The sequence below is a fragment of the Streptococcus sp. VT 162 genome (assembly GCA_000688775.2).
GTDB lineage: Bacteria > Bacillota > Bacilli > Lactobacillales > Streptococcaceae > Streptococcus.
The window spans coordinates 416,165-434,909 of sequence record CP007628.2 but is presented as its reverse complement, the minus strand read 5'-3'; the positions used below and the strand labels follow the sequence as shown (position 1 = coordinate 434,909).

General features: G+C 44.6%; 18 protein-coding genes and 3 other annotated features. Of the genes, 4 read left to right on the top strand and 14 right to left on the bottom strand.

What is annotated here, in order from left to right; translation table 11 throughout:
- Positions 1 to 6: 6 nt before the first annotated feature.
- The 14 genes from V470_02130 to V470_02060 all read right to left on the bottom strand — a co-directional run bounded on the left by V470_02130 (position 7) and on the right by V470_02060 (position 14,880).
- Positions 7 to 783, bottom strand: coding sequence for a tryptophan synthase subunit alpha (locus V470_02130; protein ID AHZ47242.1), 777 nt, complete (start codon positions 781 to 783; stop codon positions 7 to 9).
- Positions 776 to 1,999 (bottom strand): tryptophan synthase subunit beta, encoded by a 1,224-nt coding sequence (locus tag V470_02125; GenBank protein ID AHZ47241.1) that lies wholly within the window; start codon positions 1,997 to 1,999, stop codon positions 776 to 778. Before V470_02125 ends, V470_02130 begins: the two co-directional genes overlap by 8 nt.
- Complete coding sequence (locus V470_02120; GenBank protein ID AHZ47240.1) at positions 1,977 to 2,576, bottom strand: N-(5'-phosphoribosyl)anthranilate isomerase; 600 nt, start codon at positions 2,574 to 2,576, stop codon at positions 1,977 to 1,979. The genes V470_02125 and V470_02120 overlap by 23 nt, the downstream gene beginning before the upstream one ends.
- On the bottom strand, positions 2,563 to 3,330 hold the full coding sequence (locus V470_02115; protein AHZ47239.1) for an indole-3-glycerol phosphate synthase: 768 nt from the start codon (positions 3,328 to 3,330) through the stop codon (positions 2,563 to 2,565). The genes V470_02120 and V470_02115 overlap by 14 nt, the downstream gene beginning before the upstream one ends.
- Positions 3,327 to 4,331, bottom strand: coding sequence for an anthranilate phosphoribosyltransferase (locus V470_02110; GenBank protein AHZ47238.1), 1,005 nt, complete (start codon positions 4,329 to 4,331; stop codon positions 3,327 to 3,329). Before V470_02110 ends, V470_02115 begins: the two co-directional genes overlap by 4 nt.
- A gap of 10 nt (positions 4,332 to 4,341) precedes the next feature.
- On the bottom strand, positions 4,342 to 4,908 hold the full coding sequence (locus V470_02105) for an anthranilate synthase subunit II (GenBank protein ID AHZ47237.1): 567 nt from the start codon (positions 4,906 to 4,908) through the stop codon (positions 4,342 to 4,344).
- The gene (locus V470_02100; GenBank protein AHZ47236.1) at positions 4,905 to 6,266 is read right to left on the bottom strand and encodes an anthranilate synthase component I; all 1,362 of its coding nucleotides are present in this window, start codon (positions 6,264 to 6,266) and stop codon (positions 4,905 to 4,907) included. Before V470_02100 ends, V470_02105 begins: the two co-directional genes overlap by 4 nt.
- Positions 6,267 to 6,337: 71 nt before the next feature.
- Positions 6,338 to 6,563 (bottom strand) — a sequence feature (T-box leader).
- On the bottom strand, positions 6,560 to 7,738 hold the full coding sequence (locus V470_02090) for a tryptophan synthase subunit beta (protein AHZ47235.1): 1,179 nt from the start codon (positions 7,736 to 7,738) through the stop codon (positions 6,560 to 6,562). Its footprint overlaps the feature before it by 4 nt.
- Positions 7,739 to 7,899: 161 nt before the next feature.
- Positions 7,900 to 8,125, bottom strand: a sequence feature (T-box leader).
- Between the two features lie 42 nt (positions 8,126 to 8,167).
- Positions 8,168 to 9,394 (bottom strand): capsular biosynthesis protein, encoded by a 1,227-nt coding sequence (locus V470_02085; protein AHZ47234.1) that lies wholly within the window; start codon positions 9,392 to 9,394, stop codon positions 8,168 to 8,170.
- Between the two features lie 42 nt (positions 9,395 to 9,436).
- On the bottom strand, positions 9,437 to 10,129 hold the full coding sequence (locus tag V470_02080; protein AHZ47233.1) for a glycosyl transferase: 693 nt from the start codon (positions 10,127 to 10,129) through the stop codon (positions 9,437 to 9,439).
- A 131-nt stretch (positions 10,130 to 10,260) separates the two neighbouring features.
- Entirely contained in the window at positions 10,261 to 12,003 is a 1,743-nt protein-coding gene (locus V470_02075) for a multidrug ABC transporter ATP-binding protein (protein ID AHZ47232.1), read from the bottom strand.
- Positions 11,993 to 13,738 carry a multidrug ABC transporter ATP-binding protein gene (locus V470_02070; protein AHZ47231.1) on the bottom strand — a complete coding sequence of 582 codons (1,746 nt, stop codon included), beginning with the start codon at positions 13,736 to 13,738 and terminating at the stop codon, positions 11,993 to 11,995. The genes V470_02075 and V470_02070 overlap by 11 nt, the downstream gene beginning before the upstream one ends.
- A 54-nt stretch (positions 13,739 to 13,792) precedes the next feature.
- Positions 13,793 to 14,428, bottom strand: a complete 636-nt coding sequence (locus tag V470_02065) for a membrane protein (GenBank protein AHZ47230.1) — start codon at positions 14,426 to 14,428, stop codon at positions 13,793 to 13,795.
- Positions 14,425 to 14,880, bottom strand: coding sequence for a hypothetical protein (locus V470_02060; GenBank protein ID AHZ47229.1), 456 nt, complete (start codon positions 14,878 to 14,880; stop codon positions 14,425 to 14,427). The genes V470_02065 and V470_02060 overlap by 4 nt, the downstream gene beginning before the upstream one ends.
- Positions 14,881 to 15,013: 133 nt before the next feature.
- Here V470_02060 and V470_02055 point away from each other — a divergent pair, with 133 nt between their 5' ends.
- The 4 genes from V470_02055 to V470_02040 all read left to right on the top strand — a co-directional run bounded on the left by V470_02055 (position 15,014) and on the right by V470_02040 (position 18,744).
- Positions 15,014 to 15,841, top strand: a complete 828-nt coding sequence (locus tag V470_02055) for an exodeoxyribonuclease (GenBank protein ID AHZ47228.1) — start codon at positions 15,014 to 15,016, stop codon at positions 15,839 to 15,841.
- 11 nt (positions 15,842 to 15,852) lie between these two features.
- Positions 15,853 to 16,239 (top strand): glyoxalase, encoded by a 387-nt coding sequence (locus V470_02050; GenBank protein ID AHZ47227.1) that lies wholly within the window; start codon positions 15,853 to 15,855, stop codon positions 16,237 to 16,239.
- Between the two features lie 133 nt (positions 16,240 to 16,372).
- Positions 16,373 to 16,468 (top strand) — a binding site (purine riboswitch).
- 432 nt (positions 16,469 to 16,900) lie between these two features.
- Positions 16,901 to 17,482 (top strand): xanthine phosphoribosyltransferase, encoded by a 582-nt coding sequence (locus V470_02045; protein ID AHZ47226.1) that lies wholly within the window; start codon positions 16,901 to 16,903, stop codon positions 17,480 to 17,482.
- Positions 17,482 to 18,744, top strand: coding sequence for a xanthine permease (locus V470_02040; GenBank protein ID AHZ47225.1), 1,263 nt, complete (start codon positions 17,482 to 17,484; stop codon positions 18,742 to 18,744). The genes V470_02045 and V470_02040 overlap by 1 nt, the downstream gene beginning before the upstream one ends.
- The last annotated feature ends 1 nt before the right edge of the window (position 18,745 follow it).

Here is an 18,745-nt window from a genome sequence, read left to right as displayed (position 1 = left end):
GTGTGATTATTTTTGGTAAGCTACTGCTTGTTTGATAAAGTCCTGAATCGGCTCTCCTTGGTGGAGAGCTTTTACAATTTTCGAACCGACGATAACGCCATCTGACACCGCATTGAAACGTTCGACATCGGCTTGACTAGATACACCAAAACCTGTCAAGACTGGGATGTCGGCTACTTGATGCAATTGTGCCAAGTGCTTGTCCAAGTCTGCTCGGTAATTGCCTGATTTCCCTGTCACCCCATTGATGGCAACGGCATAGACAAAGCCTTCTGCTCCCTTGATCAACTCTTTTTGGCGATCAATCCCTGTTGTCAAACTAACTAGGGGAATCAAGGCGATGTCTGTGTCTGCCAAAAATGGCTCTACAAAATTGGCATGTTCATGAGGCAGGTCTGGAATAATCAAGCCCTTAACTGCTGTATCTGCCAAATCTTTGACAAATTTCTTCACACCGTACTGAAAAAGGGGGTTGAAGTAGGTCATGATGACAAGTGGTACCTCAGTTTGAATGATTTTCAAGGTTTCAACCAAAGCCTGAGTAGACGTCCCGTGAGCTAGACTGCGCAAGCCTGCTTCTTCGATCACAGGTCCATCTGCAACAGGGTCTGAAAAGGGAATACCCACTTCAATGGCTGAAACACCCAAATCTTCTAAAAAGTGGATTGTTTCAGCGAGACCATCCAAACCTTTCTCATGGTCCCCAGCCATGATATAAGGAACGAAAATTCCCTTTCCAGTCGCTTTGATAGCATTTAATTTTTCTGTTAGTGTCTTAGGCATGAGCTTCTCCCTTCTTTGCTGCGTCTGCTTCCAAGCGGTCTTTGACTTGAACTACATCCTTGTCCCCACGACCGGATAGGCAGACAATCATCGACTTGTCTGGGCCAAGTTCTTTGGCCAATTTCACTGCAAAGGCAATGGCGTGGCTAGATTCCAAGGCTGGAATAATCCCTTCCACACGAGACAAGAGCTGGAATCCTTCCAAGGCTTCCTCGTCTGTCACAGGAACATAGCTGGCACGTTTGATATCGTGGTAGTGAGAGTGTTCTGGACCGATACCAGGATAGTCCAAACCTGCTGAGATAGAGAAAGCTTCAAGAATTTGACCATGAGCATCTTGAAGCACATCCATGAGAGAACCATGGAGGACACCTGGACGTCCCTTGGTCAAGGTCGCAGCGTGATGCTCTGTATCCACACCAAGTCCTGCTGCCTCAGCCCCATACATAGCTACAGACTCATCTTCTACAAATGGATGGAAGAGACCGATAGCATTAGAACCACCACCAACACAGGCTACTAGAGCATCTGGTAGATTTTCACCTGTCAAGTCACGGTACTGTTGTTTAGCCTCTCGACCGATGACACTTTGGAAGTCACGAACGATTTCTGGGAAAGGATGAGGCCCCAAGGCAGAACCAAGGATATAGTGAGTATCATCGATATTAGCCACCCATGAACGAAGGGCTGCATTAACCGCATCCTTGAGCACACGCGAACCATCTGTCACGGCCTCAACCTTAGCTCCCAAAAGCTCCATACGGAAGACATTAAGGGCTTGGCGTTTGACATCTTCCTCACCCATGTAGATGGTACATTCCATGTTAAAGAGGGCTGCAGCTGTTGCAGTTGCCACACCGTGCTGACCAGCACCAGTTTCAGCGATGATTTTCTTTTTACCCATGCGTTTAGCCAGAAGAACCTGTCCCAAGGCATTGTTAATCTTGTGGGCCCCTGTATGGTTGAGGTCTTCACGCTTGAGGTAAATCTTGGCTCCGCCAATATGCTGGGTCAAGTTTTTTGCGTAGTAAAGAGGCGTTTCACGTCCTACATACTGGCGTAAGAGCTGGTTTAATTCCTCTTGGAAACTTGGGTCTGCTTGACTTTCACGATAAGCTTTTTCTAACTCCAAAACTGCTGTCATCAATGTTTCTGGGACGAAACGTCCGCCGAATTTTCCGTAAAATCCATCTTTATTTGGTTCTTGATATGCCATGCTTTACCCTCTCTATAAATCTTCTAATCTTTTCATGATCTTTTTGTCCATCTGTCTCCACTCCACTCGATACATCTACTGCATAGGGAGTAAAGTGTTGAATTGCTTTTGCTACATTGTCTTCCTTAAGCCCACCTGCTATGAAAAATGGCTGGGCTAGTCCAGACGTATCCAGTTGACCCCAGTCAAAGGTTTTACCACTCCCAGCCACAGGGGCATCAAAGAGTAAATAGTCCGCCTGAGAATTGGGGACATGCCCCTCTCCATCCACCTGCACGGCCTGAATACTGCTACAAGGCAGATCCTCAAACAAATCATCCGCTACCTGACCATGAACTTGAATCAAGTCCAAGCCAACTTTGTCAATCGCTTCTAGTAATTCTGCCCGACTTGGTGAAACAAATACACCAACCTTTTTAACGTTAACAGGAATGAGCTTTGCCAGCTCAGCAGCCTCTTCCAAGGTCACCTGTCTTTTACTGGGTGCGAAGACAAAACCGATATAGTCTGCCCCTGCTGATACGGCTGTCTCTACCGCTTCTTTGGTCGATAATCCACAAATCTTAACCTTTGTCAATCTGCAACTCCTTGATTCTCTGGGCTACATCTTCTGCCTTCATGAGAGCTGTTCCCACCAAAATTCCGTTAAAGTATGGTGCTAGTCGTTCCGCATCCTGCCCTGTGAAAATAGCAGATTCAGAAATGTAATAGCGACCTTCCTCAAAGTGCTGGGCCAAGTCTATACTGGTCTGCAAGTCGACTTCAAAGGTGGTCAAGTTGCGGTTATTGACCCCGATAATCTCCGCTCCAAGTCTGTGGGCTACTTCTAGTTCAGCTAGATTGTGAGTCTCTACCAAGACTTCCAGACCAAGCTCTGTAGCATAGTCATAAAGTTCCTTGAGACGTTCTTCTGACAAGGCCGCGACGATGAGCAAGATAACTGTCGCACCTGCATTACGAGCGCGGATAATTTGCTTTTCATCGATGATAAAGTCCTTGTTGAGCGTCGGAATCTGCACCTGACTGGAAATCTCCCGCAGATAATCCAAATGTCCTTTAAAGAAAATCTCATCTGTCAAAACCGAAATCATCACTGCTCCATTTGCTTCATAAGTCTGGGCCTGTTGCACAATATCCACATCGAGATTGATATCTCCCAGACTAGGGCTAGCTTTCTTGACTTCTGCAATCACCTGCAAGCGGTCTTGATGATTCTTCAAAAATTCTGCCAAGCGATAGGTCTGGCGCAAGGGCTGGATTTGCTCCAGCTCCATTTGCTCGACTTCACGCGCCTTCTGCTCCAAGATTCGTGCTAAAAATTCCTGACTCATTTTTGGTACTCCTGTAACAGTCTGAGTTTTTCAAGGGCCTTGCCACTAGCAATCACTTGACGAGCCAAGGCAACTCCTTCCTTGATACTAGCAACCTTACCATTAGCATAGAAACCAAGACCAGCATTTAGAACTGTCGTTTCCAAAAATGGGCTTGGTTCGTTTTTAAGAACACTAAGCAAAATTTCTGCATTTTCCTGAGCATTCCCTCCACGAATATCTTCGATAGCGTAACGTTCCATCCCCAAATCTTCTGGAGTGAAGCTTGACAAGGTGATTTCGCCATTTTCAAGAAGAACAATATTGGTTGTTCCGTTCAAGCCAGCTTCATCAAGCCCTTCTGGTCCAGCAACCACGATGGCACGTTTGCGACCCATATTTTTCAATACCTGAGCTGTACTTTCTAGCAGTTCTGGACGACTAATTCCAAGAAGCTGTGTTTCCAAGGCCATTGGGTGAATCAGTGGACCAGTCAAGTTCATAATCGTTGGAATTCCCAACTCCAAACGAGCTGGCATGATGTATTTCATAGCTGGGTGCATATTTTTGGCAAAGAGAAAGACGATGCCAGTTCTATCAAATACCTTACCGAGTTCAGCTGGTTTGAGGTCAAGATTGATGCCCAATGCTTGAAGGACATCTGCCGAACCCGATTTAGAAGAAATCGAGCGGTTACCGTGCTTGGCCATATGAATGCCGCCACCAGCCAAGACAAAGGCTGCAGTGGTCGAAATGTTAAAGCTGAAGGACTTGTCTCCACCTGTACCACAGTTGTCCATGGCGTCATGAATCTCAGTTGGAATATGTTGGGCATGTCCTCTCATGACTTGTGCAATGGCTGTGCGCTCTTCCGGTGTTTCCCCCTTCATCTTAAGTGCCAAGAGAAGAGAAGCAATCTGCGCTTCGGTTACACGCCCAGTTACGATACGCTCAATGACATCCGTCATTTCCACACCTGTCAAATTTTCAAATTTTGCTAATTTTTCAATAATCTCTTTCATCCTAGTTTCCTCATTTTACAACCTTCTCGATAAAATTCCGAATAGAAGACAAGCCATCTGGCGTTCCGATACTCTCTGGATGGTACTGGAAGCCATAAATTGGAAGGGTTTTGTGTTGAATTCCCATAATGGCTTGGTCATCAGTCGAACGGGCTGTCACTTCAAAGTCTTCAGGCATTTCTTCAATCAAAATACTATGGTAACGCATGACTGGACGGCCATCCTCGATGCCTTGATAGAGAACAGAAGGCGCTTCAAAGCTGATGTTGCTCTGTTTCCCATGCATGACTTTGGGAGCCAAACCTAGCTTCCCACCAAAGACTTCTGCGATGGCTTGGTGGCCCAAACAAATTCCAAGAATCGGCTTCTTCCCAGCAAAATCACGAATCATGTCTTCCATCTTTCCCGCATCAACTGGCCAACCTGGACCGGGAGAAAAGACCAGGCCGTCTGCTTTTTCAGCTTCTTCATACAGCTTAGGATCATCATTTCTCAAAACCTGCACCTCTGCGAAATTCCCAATGTATTGAGCCAAGTTATAGGTAAAGGAATCATAGTTGTCAATCAATAAAATCATGGTCTTAGTTCTCCAATTCTAGTCATAGATTTAGCCTTGTTAATGGTTTCTTGATATTCGTTTTGGGCGATGGAGTCATAGACAATCCCTGCCCCAGCCTGCACATAGGCTGTTTGATTTTTGAGAATCATAGTTCGGATGGCGATAGCGAAATCCATATCACCCGTCGCAGACAAGTAGCCGATTGCTCCTGCGTATACACCACGTTTTTCTGTTTCCAGTTCATAGATCCGTCTCATGGCCCGAATCTTTGGTGCTCCTGACACTGTTCCAGCTGGAAGTGTAGCTTTCAAGGCATCCATGGCAGTGAGGTCTGGAAGCAAACGTCCCTTGACCACGCTGGTCAAATGCATGACATAGCGGAAGAGTTCCACTTCCATATACTTGGTGACTTGGACATTGGCTGTTTCAGAGATACGACCAATATCATTACGTCCCAAGTCTACTAACATTCGATGTTCTGCTGTCTCCTTCTCATCAGACAGGAGGTCTGTCGCCAAGGCCTTGTCCTCTTCATCCGTAGCTCCTCTTGGTCGTGTACCGGCAATCGGATTGGTTGTTACGATGCCATTTTTGACAGAAACCAAACTTTCAGGACTGGCACCGATGATTTGATAATCACCAAAGTCATAGAAATAGAGGTAATTAGAAGGATTCGTCACGCGGAGATTTCTGTAAAAGTCAAATGGATTTCCAGTGACTTCCGCTGAGAAGCGCTGGCTGAGCACGCATTGGAACATATCACCATTACGAATCAAGTCACGAGCGGTTTCTACCATTTGCTCAAACTTCTGAGGAGCGATATGGGGTTTGAAGTCCAGCGGAGATAGATCCAAGTCTTCAAATTCATTTGAAGCAGGAATGCGTAATTCCTCAAGCACTTGCTTCAAGGCTTCTTCCAAATCTTCTTGACTACGCTCGCTATAAAGAGCATCTTCGATGACATGGATTTTTTCCTTCTTGTGGTCAAAGACCATGTAGCTCTCATAGACAAAGAAATGCATGTCTGGCGTCCCAATGGTATCTTGGGGGATTTGACCGATTTCTTCATAGAGCGAAATCATATCATAACCAACAAAGCCAATAGCTCCCCCACCAAAAGGGAGATCTGAATGGTGCTGACTCTTATGAGTGACTTCATAAAGGAAATCCAAGGGATCCCGATCAATCACTTGACCATTTTGATAAAGGACTCCATTTTTAAACTGAATCTCAAAAACAGGATTATAGGCTAGGATAGAAAAACGAGCGGTTTCCTTGTCTCTCGGAATACTTTCTAAAATCACCTTGTGTTGTCCTTTTAAGCGCATATAAGCCAAGATTGGTGATAAGACATCTCCATGAATGATTCGTTCCATTGTAATTTTCCTTTCAGTTCTATTTCTAGTCCGTGGCGATTGTATGAAAAATCCCCACGCAAAATAACTTGCGTGAGGACGAAATTCGCGGTACCACCTCAATTATAGGATTTCTCCTATCTCTCATTCCTGTCTCAGAACCTTCCTGTAACAGGCTGTGCGATAAAGGGCACTCCCTTGAGAATTATGTTTTCTTCTCTCGTTTCAGATGGACCCAACCTTACAGCTTTCTCTGCTTGTTTCCAGCAACCACAAGCTCTCTGGGAAAGAAAAGACTGTAATTTTTCCATCTCTTATTTTTTAGCTTCTAGGTAGTCTGCAATCGCAGCTACGTCCTTGTCTCCACGACCAGAGACATTGATGATGATAATCTCATCTTTACTTAGTTTCGGTGCACGTTTAACTGCTTCTGCGATGGCATGCGAACTTTCAATCGCTGGGATAATCCCTTCTGTCTTACTAAGAAGGAGCAAGGCTTGAACAGCTTCTTCATCTGTCGCTGCCACATATTCTACGCGACCTGAGTCTTTAAAGTAGGCGTGTTCTGGACCAACCCCTGGATAGTCCAAACCAGCTGAGATAGAGTAAACTGGCGCCAGCTCTCCATCTTCCTTAAAGACTGCATAAGTCTTCATACCATCGACAATTCCGACACTACCTTTTGTCATAGTGGCTGCGTGCTTGTCTGTGTCAAGTCCGTGACCGGCAGCTTCGACCCCAACCAATTTGACTTCTTCATCAGCCACATACTGAGAAAATGCACCGATGGCATTGGAACCACCACCTACACAGGCAATGACGTAGTCTGGCAAGCGTCCTTCTTTTTCCAAAATTTGACGGCGAGATTCTTCACTGATGACCTTTTGGAATTCATGAACAATGGTAGGATAAGGATGAGGACCTACAGCAGATCCCAAAACGTAGAAAGCTTCAAGATCATTCATCCATGCTCCAAAGGCTGCATCGACCGCATCCTTAAGAGTTCGTGTCCCCGTTTCAACCGCGTGAACGGTCGCTCCCATCATTTCCATACGGAAAACATTGAGACGTTGACGTTCCACATCTTCTGCCCCCATGTAGACATCACAGGCCATACCAAACTTGGCTGCAGCTGCAGCTGTCGCAACCCCGTGCTGACCAGCCCCTGTTTCTGCGATCACTCGTTTCTTGCCCATACGTTTGGCAAGAAGGATTTGCCCTAAAACGTTGTTGAGCTTGTGAGAACCAAGATGGTTAAGATCTTCGCGCTTGAGATAAATCTTAGCCCCACCTAGGTGATCTGTCAAACTTTCCGCAAAATAAAGCGGTGTTTCGCGACCAGAATAATCCTTCAAGTAATGGCAAAATTCTGCCAAAAACTCTGGATCATCCTTGTATTTGTCAAATGTCATTTCCAACTCATCCAACAAAGCCTGAATCGGCTCCGGTACAAAACTACCACCAAATTGTCCAAAATAACCTTTAGTTGTCATAAATTTTTCCTCTTTCCATATTAATTCGGCTTTTTGTTTGCTTTTAGTAGTAGGCAAGGAGCTGCAGATAGAACTCAAGTTCATCAAAGCGACTTAACGCCCTAATAAAAGATAAACAAAATGACCGAAAGAAAAAAGCCCACACACAGAATCTACTTCCGTGTGAGGGCGTTGGTAACGCGGTGCCACCTCAATTATAAAGGGACTATTCCCCTTTACATCTCTGCCTTGTCTAACAACAAGTTGCACTGTAAGGTGTGCGCACCGAATTTTCATTGTTTCAAATTCATTTTTAAAATCAGCCCACTTTCACTACTTCCAACCACCTGTTCACAATCACCACAGGCTCCCTGAAGATCAAAAATAGTTACTTTTCTGATTTGTTGAGAATATTATATGCTATTGTCCGCTTTTTGTCAAGATTTTTTATTATTTTTTTCCAGAACCGAGGATTTCTTCAGAAATTCTCACTAAAGTCTGAACGATGTAATCAACTTCTTCATCGCTTAATTTTGTATGAAGAGGAAGCGTAATTTCATTTTCAAAGAAGGCATAGGCTCTTGGATAATCTGCCATATCAAAACCAAGATTCTTATAGGCTGTCAAGAGTGGAAGCGGTTTGTAGTGAACGTTACTTGCAATTCCAGCTTTGGCCAATTCTTGGATGATGAGGTTGCGTTCTTCTAAACTTGCTCCTTCTACATGGGTGATGTAGAGGTGGCGTGAAGATTCGACAGTATCAGTCTTGTGTGCCAGTGGGTGAATACGAGTACCCGCAAAACCACGATCATAGCGGTCCACGATGTCCTTACGACGTTGTAGCAAAGCTGGGTAACGGTCCAATTGTACCAAACCAATCGAAGCCATGATATCCGTCATATTGCACTTGTAGGCTGGTGTAACGATATCGTATTCCCATGAACCCAATTGCATCTTGGCAAGAGCATCCTTTGTTTGACCGTGAAGGGAAAGGATTTGAAATTCCTTGTACATCTCTTCGTCGTCAATCGCTGGATTGGCTTTCCAAGTCGCACTTCCTCCCTCAGCCGTTGTAAAGTTCTTAACGGCATGGAATGAGAAGGAAGTAAAGTCAGCGATAGAACCAGCTGGTTGCCCTTTGTAAGTAGATCCCAAAGCATGGGCACTATCAGAGACAATCACGATACGGTTAAAGGCCTTTTGCCACTTGCTAGCAGCTGTAAAGAGGTCACGTTTTTTCTCCACGACTTGGAACAAACGGTCATAGTCGCAAACAATCCCTGCAAGCTCAACCGGAATAATCACCTTAGTTTTCTCAGTAATAGCTTGCTCAAGCAAGTCATAGTCCATTTCAAAAGTATCTGCTTGAATATCCACCATGACAGGGGTCGCTCCCACGTGTGTGATGACACTACATGAAGCTGTATAAGTCATAGCTGGAACGATGACTTCATCACCAGGTCCCACTTCCAAAACACGCAAAATCAACTCAAGAGCTGCAGTCGCAGAGTTGAGGCAGACAGTCTTAGGTGTCTGTGTGTATTGAGACAAGCGACGCTCCAGTTCTTTTGTCTTAGGACCTGTTGTGATCCAACCAGAGCGCAGGGTATCCGCTACTTCAGCAATTTCAGCTTCGGTAATATCGGGTGGTGAAAATGGAATATTGTAATTTGGCATTGATTTGCTCCTTTTATCTGTACTCATTTTCTCATGACTACTTTATTTTAGCACTTCAAACACGGTTTGAAACATAATTTTGATGTCTCCAAGGAAACTAAACTCTCGGAGATAGGCGAGGTTATAGCGCATCTTTTCAGGAAGGACATGTTCGACATAGGCCTGGTCAACCGACAGACCTTTCTCTGTCATCTGACTGATGATCGTATCCTCATCCTTGTAGTTGATGCTGGCTGGAGAGGTGATTCCTGCTGGCAAGAGCAAGGTCGCCATCATTTCAGGACTATACTGCTTGGTGTAACGTGGCACTTCAGGTCGTGTACCGACAAAGGACATTTCGCCTTTAAGGACATTGACCAACTGAGGCAGTTCGTCCAAACGCACACGGCGGATGAAATTTCCAACTTTGGTAATACGGCTATCGTTAGCAGAAGTCACTAGACTTCCTTTTTTATCCGCATCCGTTACCATAGTACGGAACTTCCAAATCTTGAACGGACGGTTGTACTGGGTCACGCGCTCTTGCTTGTAAATGACAGGTCCCTTGCTATCCAACTTAATCCAAATGCTCAAGATAAGAAAGACGGGAGAAGTCAAAACTAGCAAAAACAGGGCCAGAACCCAGTCCAGGCAACGCTTGAAAATCAGCGAACCCTTCCTTTTAGAGACAAGCTGGTAATAAGACTCAACCTCGCTTGATTGCATTTCCACGGGCAAGTCTTCCCATTTCAGCATGCTGTTTCTCCTTTGTTTTTTATTATACTATTTGTCAACATTTTTCATTATACCACAAAATGGAAAAGGCGGTGCAAGAAATCTGTAATTTGAAGAATTTCCTTCTTATACTCAATGAAAATCAAGGAGTATTAAGACATGGCCCCTGCCTGCAAGCTATACATCTTGTGATAGGTTCCTCCCAAGGCCAAGAGTTCCTCATGGGTTCCACTCTCGATGATGCGCCCCTTGTCCAAGACATAGATGCAGTTGGCGTCTTGGATAGTCGAAAGGCGGTGGGCGATAGCAATGGTTGTCCGCCCCTTTCTCATCTTAGCTAGGGAATCTTGAACCAAACTTTCTGTTTCAGAGTCAATATTGGCTGTCGCTTCATCCAAAATCAAGATTTTAGGCTGACTGGCGACTGTTCTAGCAAAGGCAAGAAGCTGGCGTTGGCCAGTAGAAAAGCTCGAACCACGCTCAGACACGGGTGCATCATAACCCTGCGGAAGGTCCTGAATAAAGGAATCTGCATCCACAAAGGCAGCCGCAGCCTGGACTTCTTCATCACTAAGATCTTGATACATGGCGATATTGGACTTGATAGTCCCGTGATAGAGGAAGGGATCCTGTAAGACCAAACCGATGTTTTTTCTCAGCTCTTCCTGACTGTAGTTCCTGATATCCACATCATCCAAGAGAACGCGGCCTGACTGAAATTCATAAAAGCGCATGAGGACATTGATAATGGAAGATTTCCCGGAACCTGTATGACCTACAAAGGCAATGGTTTCACCCTTCTTAACTGAAAAGGAAATGTCATCCAGAATCGGATGTTTGCCATCATATGAGAAACACACATGTTCAAAACGGATATTGCCTTCTTGAACTTTGGCTTGCCCATCTTCTTGAAGAGGCTCATAGGTCGTCTCATCAATCAAGGCAAAGACACGACCTGCAGATACCATGGACGTTTGAAGGGTTGAAAAGTTTTGCGTCACCTCAATCAAGGGATCAAAAAGGCGGTTGATATACTGGATAAAGGCATACATGGTTCCAGCTGTTATCCCAATAGAAAGACCACGGTAACCAAAGTAGGCCATCAAAACGGCGTAGCCTAGGAGTTTCAGCAAACTCATGGCAGGGCGCAAGAAGAGGGCATCCAAGGCTACAGAACGGTTGGCATAGACCAAGTGTTCTTGGTTGATTTCATCAAATTCTGCCTGCAGGCGCTTCTCTTGATTAAAGGCCTGGATAATCCTGATTCCCTCGATACTCTCTGCCAGCTTACTATTGATATCCGACAAGAGACTTCTGGTTTTTTCGATGATTTTCACTGATTTTTTCCGGTAGAGATTGACCAAAAGGAAAATCAAGGGAAGAAAGAGCAGGACTAAAGCTGTCAAACGAAAATCCAGCACCAACATGGTATAAAGGGTTGTCAGAAAGATGAAAACTGCTGAAATAAAGCTGGATAAAATCCCTGAAAACATATCACTGATGGTCTCGGTATCATTGGTCAAACGAGAAACGATGGAGCCTGCTGGCGTCTTGTCAAAATAAGACATGCCAAGTTTCTCCATATTGGCAAAGGCATCCCGACGAATATCTCTTACAATACTATAAGACACCCGCGCAAAGAGAAGATTTCCGACATACTGGACCAGAGTTTGTAGGAGATAAAGACCATAGTAGACCAGCAAAACGGCCACAGCAATTTGGTTAAGATTGCTGAGATACTGGTCGATAAAGTGGGAGGCCACAAGGGGAATGACACTTTTAATGACAGTCGTCGCGAGGAGAAAACTGAGTGCCAAAAAGGTCAGGAGTCCATAAGGCTTGAGATAGGACATCAAGCGCTTCAATACAGTCCATTGTTCTTGTTTATTCTGCATCTTCTTCTCCTTTCATTTCCAACTGCTGAGACTGGTAGGTTTGAGCATACCAGCCATCTAAAGCTAGCAGGTCTTCGTGTGTACCGCGTTCTATGATTTGGCCATTTTGCAGGACTAAAATCAAATCTGCATGGACGACTGCACTGAGACGATGGGCTGTGATAATGGTTGTCTTATTCTTCCGCGTTTCCTTGAGATTATCGATAATCGCATACTCTGTCTTGGCATCCACGGCGGACAAGGAATCATCTAGAATCAAGATATCAGGGTCTAAAATCATAGCCCGACTCATAGCCAGACGTTGCTTTTGCCCACCTGAGAGACTGACTCCCTTTTCACCGATCAGCGTATCAAATCCCTGAGGCATGTCCACAATATCTTGGTAAACTTGAGCTAGCTTGGTCGCTTCCTCGACCGCCGAAAGGGACAAATTAGGATTGCCGAAGCGGATATTGTCTAAGATAGAGGTCGCAAAGAGAAACTGATCCTGAGGGACATAGCCCATGAGACCACGAAGGTCTGTCAGACGATAATCGCGAATATCATGACCATTTAGATAAATAGCTCCCCTATCCACATCGTATTCACGCAAGAGGAGTTTGATCAAGGATGTTTTCCCAGAGCCTGTCTGACCGACCAAGCCCAGAGTTTGCCCTTTTTCTAAACTAAAGTGAATATCCGTCAGTGTCTCCTCATTTTCAAAGGCAAAGCTGTCAATGGCGTACTCCAAACGTCCATTTTCAATACCGTCCAGAGGAAACTCAGGGTCTTGTACAGGTGATTCCTGAGACAAAAGTTCCTCAATCCGCTGATAAGAAACCTTCCCTCGCTGAGTGATATTAAAGAGGAAGCCAATGGCCATAAGTGGCCAAACCAGCATATCCAAGTAGCTGATAAAGGTGACCAGATTCCCAACCGTAATCTGTCCATCCTGAACCATTAAGGAACCGACCAAGAGGGTTAAAACATAGGACGAACCAACAAACAAGAGAACCATGGGGTCAAAGAGACTGTCGTATTTCATGGTTTGCAGGTTCTTTTGGAAGGTCAATTCATTGACTGCTTGAAAGGACTTCAACTCGTCCGCCTGATAACCGAAAGACTTGGTCACCTTGATACCTGATACAGACTCCTGCACCTTGTTATTGAGTTCAGAAAAGGCAGCTTGTGATTCACCAAAGGCCTTGTGGGTCTTTCTCCCTAGACGACTGGTCGCATAGGCCATAAAAGGCAAGGGAAGAATGGCAACCATGGTCATCTGCCAAGAAATGCTAAAGAGCATGGTCAACAAGGTCACTAGAGCCGTGATAGAGGCATCAACCGCTGACATAACCCCTCCCCCTGCCAGACGCGTTAAGGCATTGATATCGTTGGTTGCGTGTGCCATCAGGTCCCCCGTCCTATAGGTTTGATAAAAGGCTGGAGACATTTTTGTGAAATGCTCAAACAAGCGAGAGCGCATAATCTGTCCCAGACGGTAGGAAGTCCCAAGGATATACATCCGCCAAACATAGCGCAGATAGTACATCCCAAAGGCCGCAAGAAGCAAGTAAAATAGGTCAAGAAGGAGGTCCTGCTGGGTTAATTGCCCCGATGTGATAGCATCAATGACCCGCCCCATAACCATGGGGGGAATGAGGTTGAGGACGGAAACCAAAACCAGGGCCACAATCCCGACTAGATAACGGCGTTTTTCTAACTTGAAAAACCACCAAAGTTTTTGAATAATGGACATAACATCCCTTTCTGATTGCAAATAGAAACCTGAGGCCAAGACCCCAGGTTTTTCTTATTCATAGGTTACGACTGTGACCGCACCCTTGTCATACTCAGCGATAAAGATATTGGCTACATTGTCATGCCCTTGCTTGCTGAGGTTATCAAGCAACCACTCTTCGTTACGACCAATCGACTCCAAAACATCGACTTGTATCACACCGTCAGTCACAACTGGATACTTAGGATTTTCATCCCCCATTTGGACCACGATGAGTTGGCCATTTTGCTCCTGCACAGCGCATTTGACCTGTTTCATCTGGAAAATCCCTTGGCTACGAAGTTTGAGAGCAACTTCTGCTGCAGACAAACCAACTGAACGACAGGCTTCTGGGTCAATCTGCCCATTTTTGATAAGGAGAGTTGGTTTTCCATCAATCAAGCGTTTGACAAAACGAACATTGTTATTGAGCCACTTGAGGGTCAAGACCAAAATCGTCCACATCATCAAAATCACTGCGTACTGCAGAATGCTAATAGAACTATTGTAAATCACCCCACCGATAATACCACCGAGAACATAGTTCTGAATTTGGTCTGTCGCAGAGTTAGGCGCCAGATTTCCCTTTCCTGTCACATTGATAACAAAAACAAGCGAGAAAAGACCCAAGGCCAGTTTGATTAAAATTTCCATATAATTGAGTGTCATTTATTTACCTCCACCAATTCAATAGCGTCTGTTTGATGCAATTCTAATTTCTCTAAAAGATACTTGTCTGGTTGGCTCCCGTTCATGGCGCGGTAGAAATTTGGACCTACCTTGACAAGCGCTCCATCAGTGGCTGCAGAAGTATTGACATAAACTTCTGATTTATCCACTCCCAAGTCTTTGGAAACAACCTCTATGAAATGAAGTGAAGTTTGAAATTGGTTGTTAGAGGCTTGATTGGTCTGGTATTTTGAGATTGTCACCAAAAGCATGGCCACCAAGGTCAAGGCCAAAATCATGACCAATTCCCGAAACTTAGTCCCCTTTTTATCTCGATAGGCTTTAAAAGCAAAAAATCCTGTGATAGCTAGGAGCACAATCCCAAAGCCAATCATGATGCCATTTTGCTGACTGATTTGGCTAAGTACATAGTCATATGAGTAAAATTTCATTTATTTTCACTCCCTTTCATAAAATCATTCTTAATTATAAACGAAAGAGAGTGATTTTTCAAGCCATACGTTGGGGAAATGGACCTTTTTTTGGTATAATAAAATCTATAATCTGAATGAAAAAGGTAACTTTATGAAACTCATCTCATGGAATATTGATTCCCTCAATGCTGCCCTAACTAGTGACTCAACTCGTGCCAAATTGTCCCAAGAAGTACTACAAACCTTGGTCGCTGAAAATGCTGATATCATCGCTATCCAAGAAACCAAGCTTTCTGCCAAGGGTCCTACTAAAAAACACTTGGAAATTTTAGCTGAACTCTTTCCAAACTACGAAAACACGTGGCGTTCTTCTCAAGAACCTGCCCGCAAAGGCTATGCTGGAACCATGTTCCTTTATAAGAAAGAACTCACACCCACTGTCACTTTTCCAGAAATCGGTGCCCCTTCTACCATGGACTTAGAAGGTCGCATCATCACTCTAGAATTTGATGAATTTTTCGTGACCCAAGTTTACACTCCAAACGCTGGCGACGGCCTCAAACGTTTGGAAGAACGCCAAGTCTGGGATGTCAAATATGCGGAGTACTTGGCTGAACTAGACAAAGAAAAACCAGTCCTTGCGACCGGTGACTACAATGTAGCCCACAATGAAATCGACCTTGCAAATCCTGCCAGCAACCGCCGTTCACCTGGATTTACCGACGAGGAACGTGCTGGATTTACCAACCTTTTGGCAACTGGATTTACCGACACCTTCCGTCATGTTCATGGCGATGTTCCAGAACGCTACACTTGGTGGGCACAACGTAGCAAGACTTCTAAAATCAACAATACAGGCTGGAGAATCGACTACTGGCTGACCAGCAACCGCGTGGCTGACAAGGTAACCAAGTCTGATATGATTGACTCCGGTGCGCGCCAAGACCATACACCCATTGTCATGGAGATTGAGCTCTAAGGAGAAAACGAATGGACTATCAAGCTGTCATTCCTGAATTTGTAGTATCTGACCTCGAAAAGTCACGCCACTTCTACTGCGATTTGCTGGGATTTTCTGTCGAATACGAGCGTCCAGAGGAGAAATTTCTCTTCCTCTCGCTTGAAGACTGCCAACTTATGCTAGAAGAAGGCAGCACAGAAGAATTAGCCCAACTAACCTATCCTTTCGGGCGCGGTGTCAATATTTCCTTTGGTATTGAAGATGTCCCTCAGCTCCACCAAAAACTGCTGGAGGCCAACTATCCTATTTATCGTCCTTTGACTAAGAGAACATTTCGTGTTGGGGATCACTACATCTATCCTCACGAATTTGCAGTCTTGGATCCAGATGGCTATTTTTTAAGATTTAGCGAATAGAAGAATAAAAGGCTACAATACTATCTAGCATTGCAGCCTTTTATTCGTTCGCTTTTATGATCTATTTACTAACAAAATATTTGATTTATAAAGCTAATTGGTGTAAAATATAAACATTGGCAGCAGCCTGTTTAAAATTGAATATCATTTTACTTGTTTATGTCGTGAATTGGCACGACGTTTCTACAAGGTGCCGGAACACCTAACAATGAGTATGTCAGCTGGAGGTATGGTTTTGGCCATGCCTATTTTGGGGACTTACTTAGGGGATTAAGTAGGTCCTTTTTTAGTATTTTGCTAAGGCTAGCCTTCAAGGTTAAATATAATATTTTTAATATTTCCCTTATTTAGTGCGGACGGGAGGTGAAATTATCCTGTGGATAATTTCAGGAATCCAGGGAATTTCATCCCTAATTTTTGAGCCCCTAGCTCTTTCATTTCTAGGCTTAGGCTAAAATAGTTCCCCGAACTATTTTACTCTCAAAAATCCCGTCATATACAATAACAAGATTATTGTATATGATACCACTACAGCGGGAAATATCTAGTAAAACTCGCTTCGCTGGCACTAGTATTATACATATATATTATTAGTAAACTAAATCACTATAGAAACATTTAAACAAGCAAATGAAGCATCTTTTAGACTTTAGGAGGTCTTATGAAATTATTAGAAGAGCGCATCCTTCAGGATGGGCATATCTTGGGGGACAACATCCTCAAGGTAGATTCCTTTTTAACCCACCAGGTTGACTATCGTTTGATGCGGGAGATTGGTAAAGTTTTTGCGGAAAAATTCGCATCTGCTGGCATTACCAAGGTTGTAACCATTGAAGCTTCAGGGATCGCCCCAGCTGTTTTTACAGCTGAAGCCTTAGACGTTCCCATGATTTTCGCAAAGAAAGCTAAAAACATCACCATGAACGAAGGCATCTTAACTGCTGAGGTTTACTCCTTTACCAAGCAGGTGACGAGCACGGTTTCCATCGCTGGGAAATTCCTCTCACCTGAGGACAAGGTCTTGATTATCGATGATTTCCTAGCAAATGGACAAGCTGCCAAAGGCTTGATCCAAATCATCGAACAGGCAGGAGCAAAAGTCGAAGCCATCGGTATTGTTATCGAAAAATCCTTCCAGGATGGTCGTGATTTGCTCGAGAAAGCTGGCTATCCAGTTCTATCACTCGCTCGTTTGGAACGTTTTGAAAACGGTCAGGTCGTATTTAAGGAGGCAGATCTCTAATGCAACAACAAGAAAAACACTCGCAAGCCGCGGTTCTAGGGCTTCAGCACCTTCTCGCAATGTACTCAGGTTCTATCCTAGTTCCTATTATGATTGCGACAGCTCTTGGCTATTCAGCTGAACAGTTGACCTACCTAATCTCCACAGATATCTTCATGTGTGGGGTAGCTACCTTCCTTCAACTCCAACTCAACAAACACTTTGGTGTTGGACTACCAGTCGTTCTCGGTGTTGCCTTCCAATCGGTCGCTCCCTTGATTATGATTGGGCAGAGTCACGGTAGCGGTGCTATGTTTGGTGCCCTTATCGTTTCAGGGATTTATGTGGTTCTGATTTCCGGCATCTTCTCAAAAGTAGCCAATCTCTTCCCATCTATCGTAACGGGCTCTGTCATTACCACGATTGGTTTAACCTTGATTCCTGTCGCTATCGGAAATATGGGAAATAACGTTCCAGAGCCAACTGGTCAGAGTCTCTTGCTTGCAGCTATCACTGTTCTGATTATCCTCTTGATCAACATCTTTACCAAAGGCTTTATCAAGTCGATTTCGATTTTGATTGGCTTGGTCGTTGGGACTGCTATTGCCGCTACCATGGGCTTAGTAGACTTCTCTCCAGTCTCTGCAGCTCCACTCGTTCACATTCCAACTCCATTTTACTTCGGCGCTCCAACTTTTGAAATCTCTTCTATCGTCATGATGTGTATCATCGCAACGGTTTCCATGGTGGAGTCGACTGGTGTTTACCTAGCCTTGTCAGATATTACCAATGACCCAATCGACAGCACGCGCCTTCGCAACGGTTACCGCGCAGAAGGTTTGGCCGTACTTCTCGGAGGAATCTTTAACACCTTCCCTTACACAGGATTTTCACAAAACGTGGGCTTGGTCAAATTGTCTGGTATCAAGACCCGTCTGCCAATCTATTATGCAGCTGGTTTCCTAGTCCTCCTTGGACTCCTACCTAAGTTTGGTGCCCTTGCCCAAATCATTCCAAGTCCTGTTCTTGGAGGCGCCATGCTGGTGATGTTTGGATTTGTTTCCCTTCAAGGGATGCAAATCCTAGCTCGCGTTGATTTTGCTAACAATGAACACAACTTCCTTATCGCAGCTGTTTCAATCGCTGCAGGTGTCGGACTCAATAACAGTAATCTCTTTGTCAGCATGCCGACAGCCTTCCAAATGTTCTTCTCAAACGGAATCGTCGTAGCCAGCCTACTCGCCATTGTACTCAATGCCGTATTAAATCGGAAAAAGAAATAAG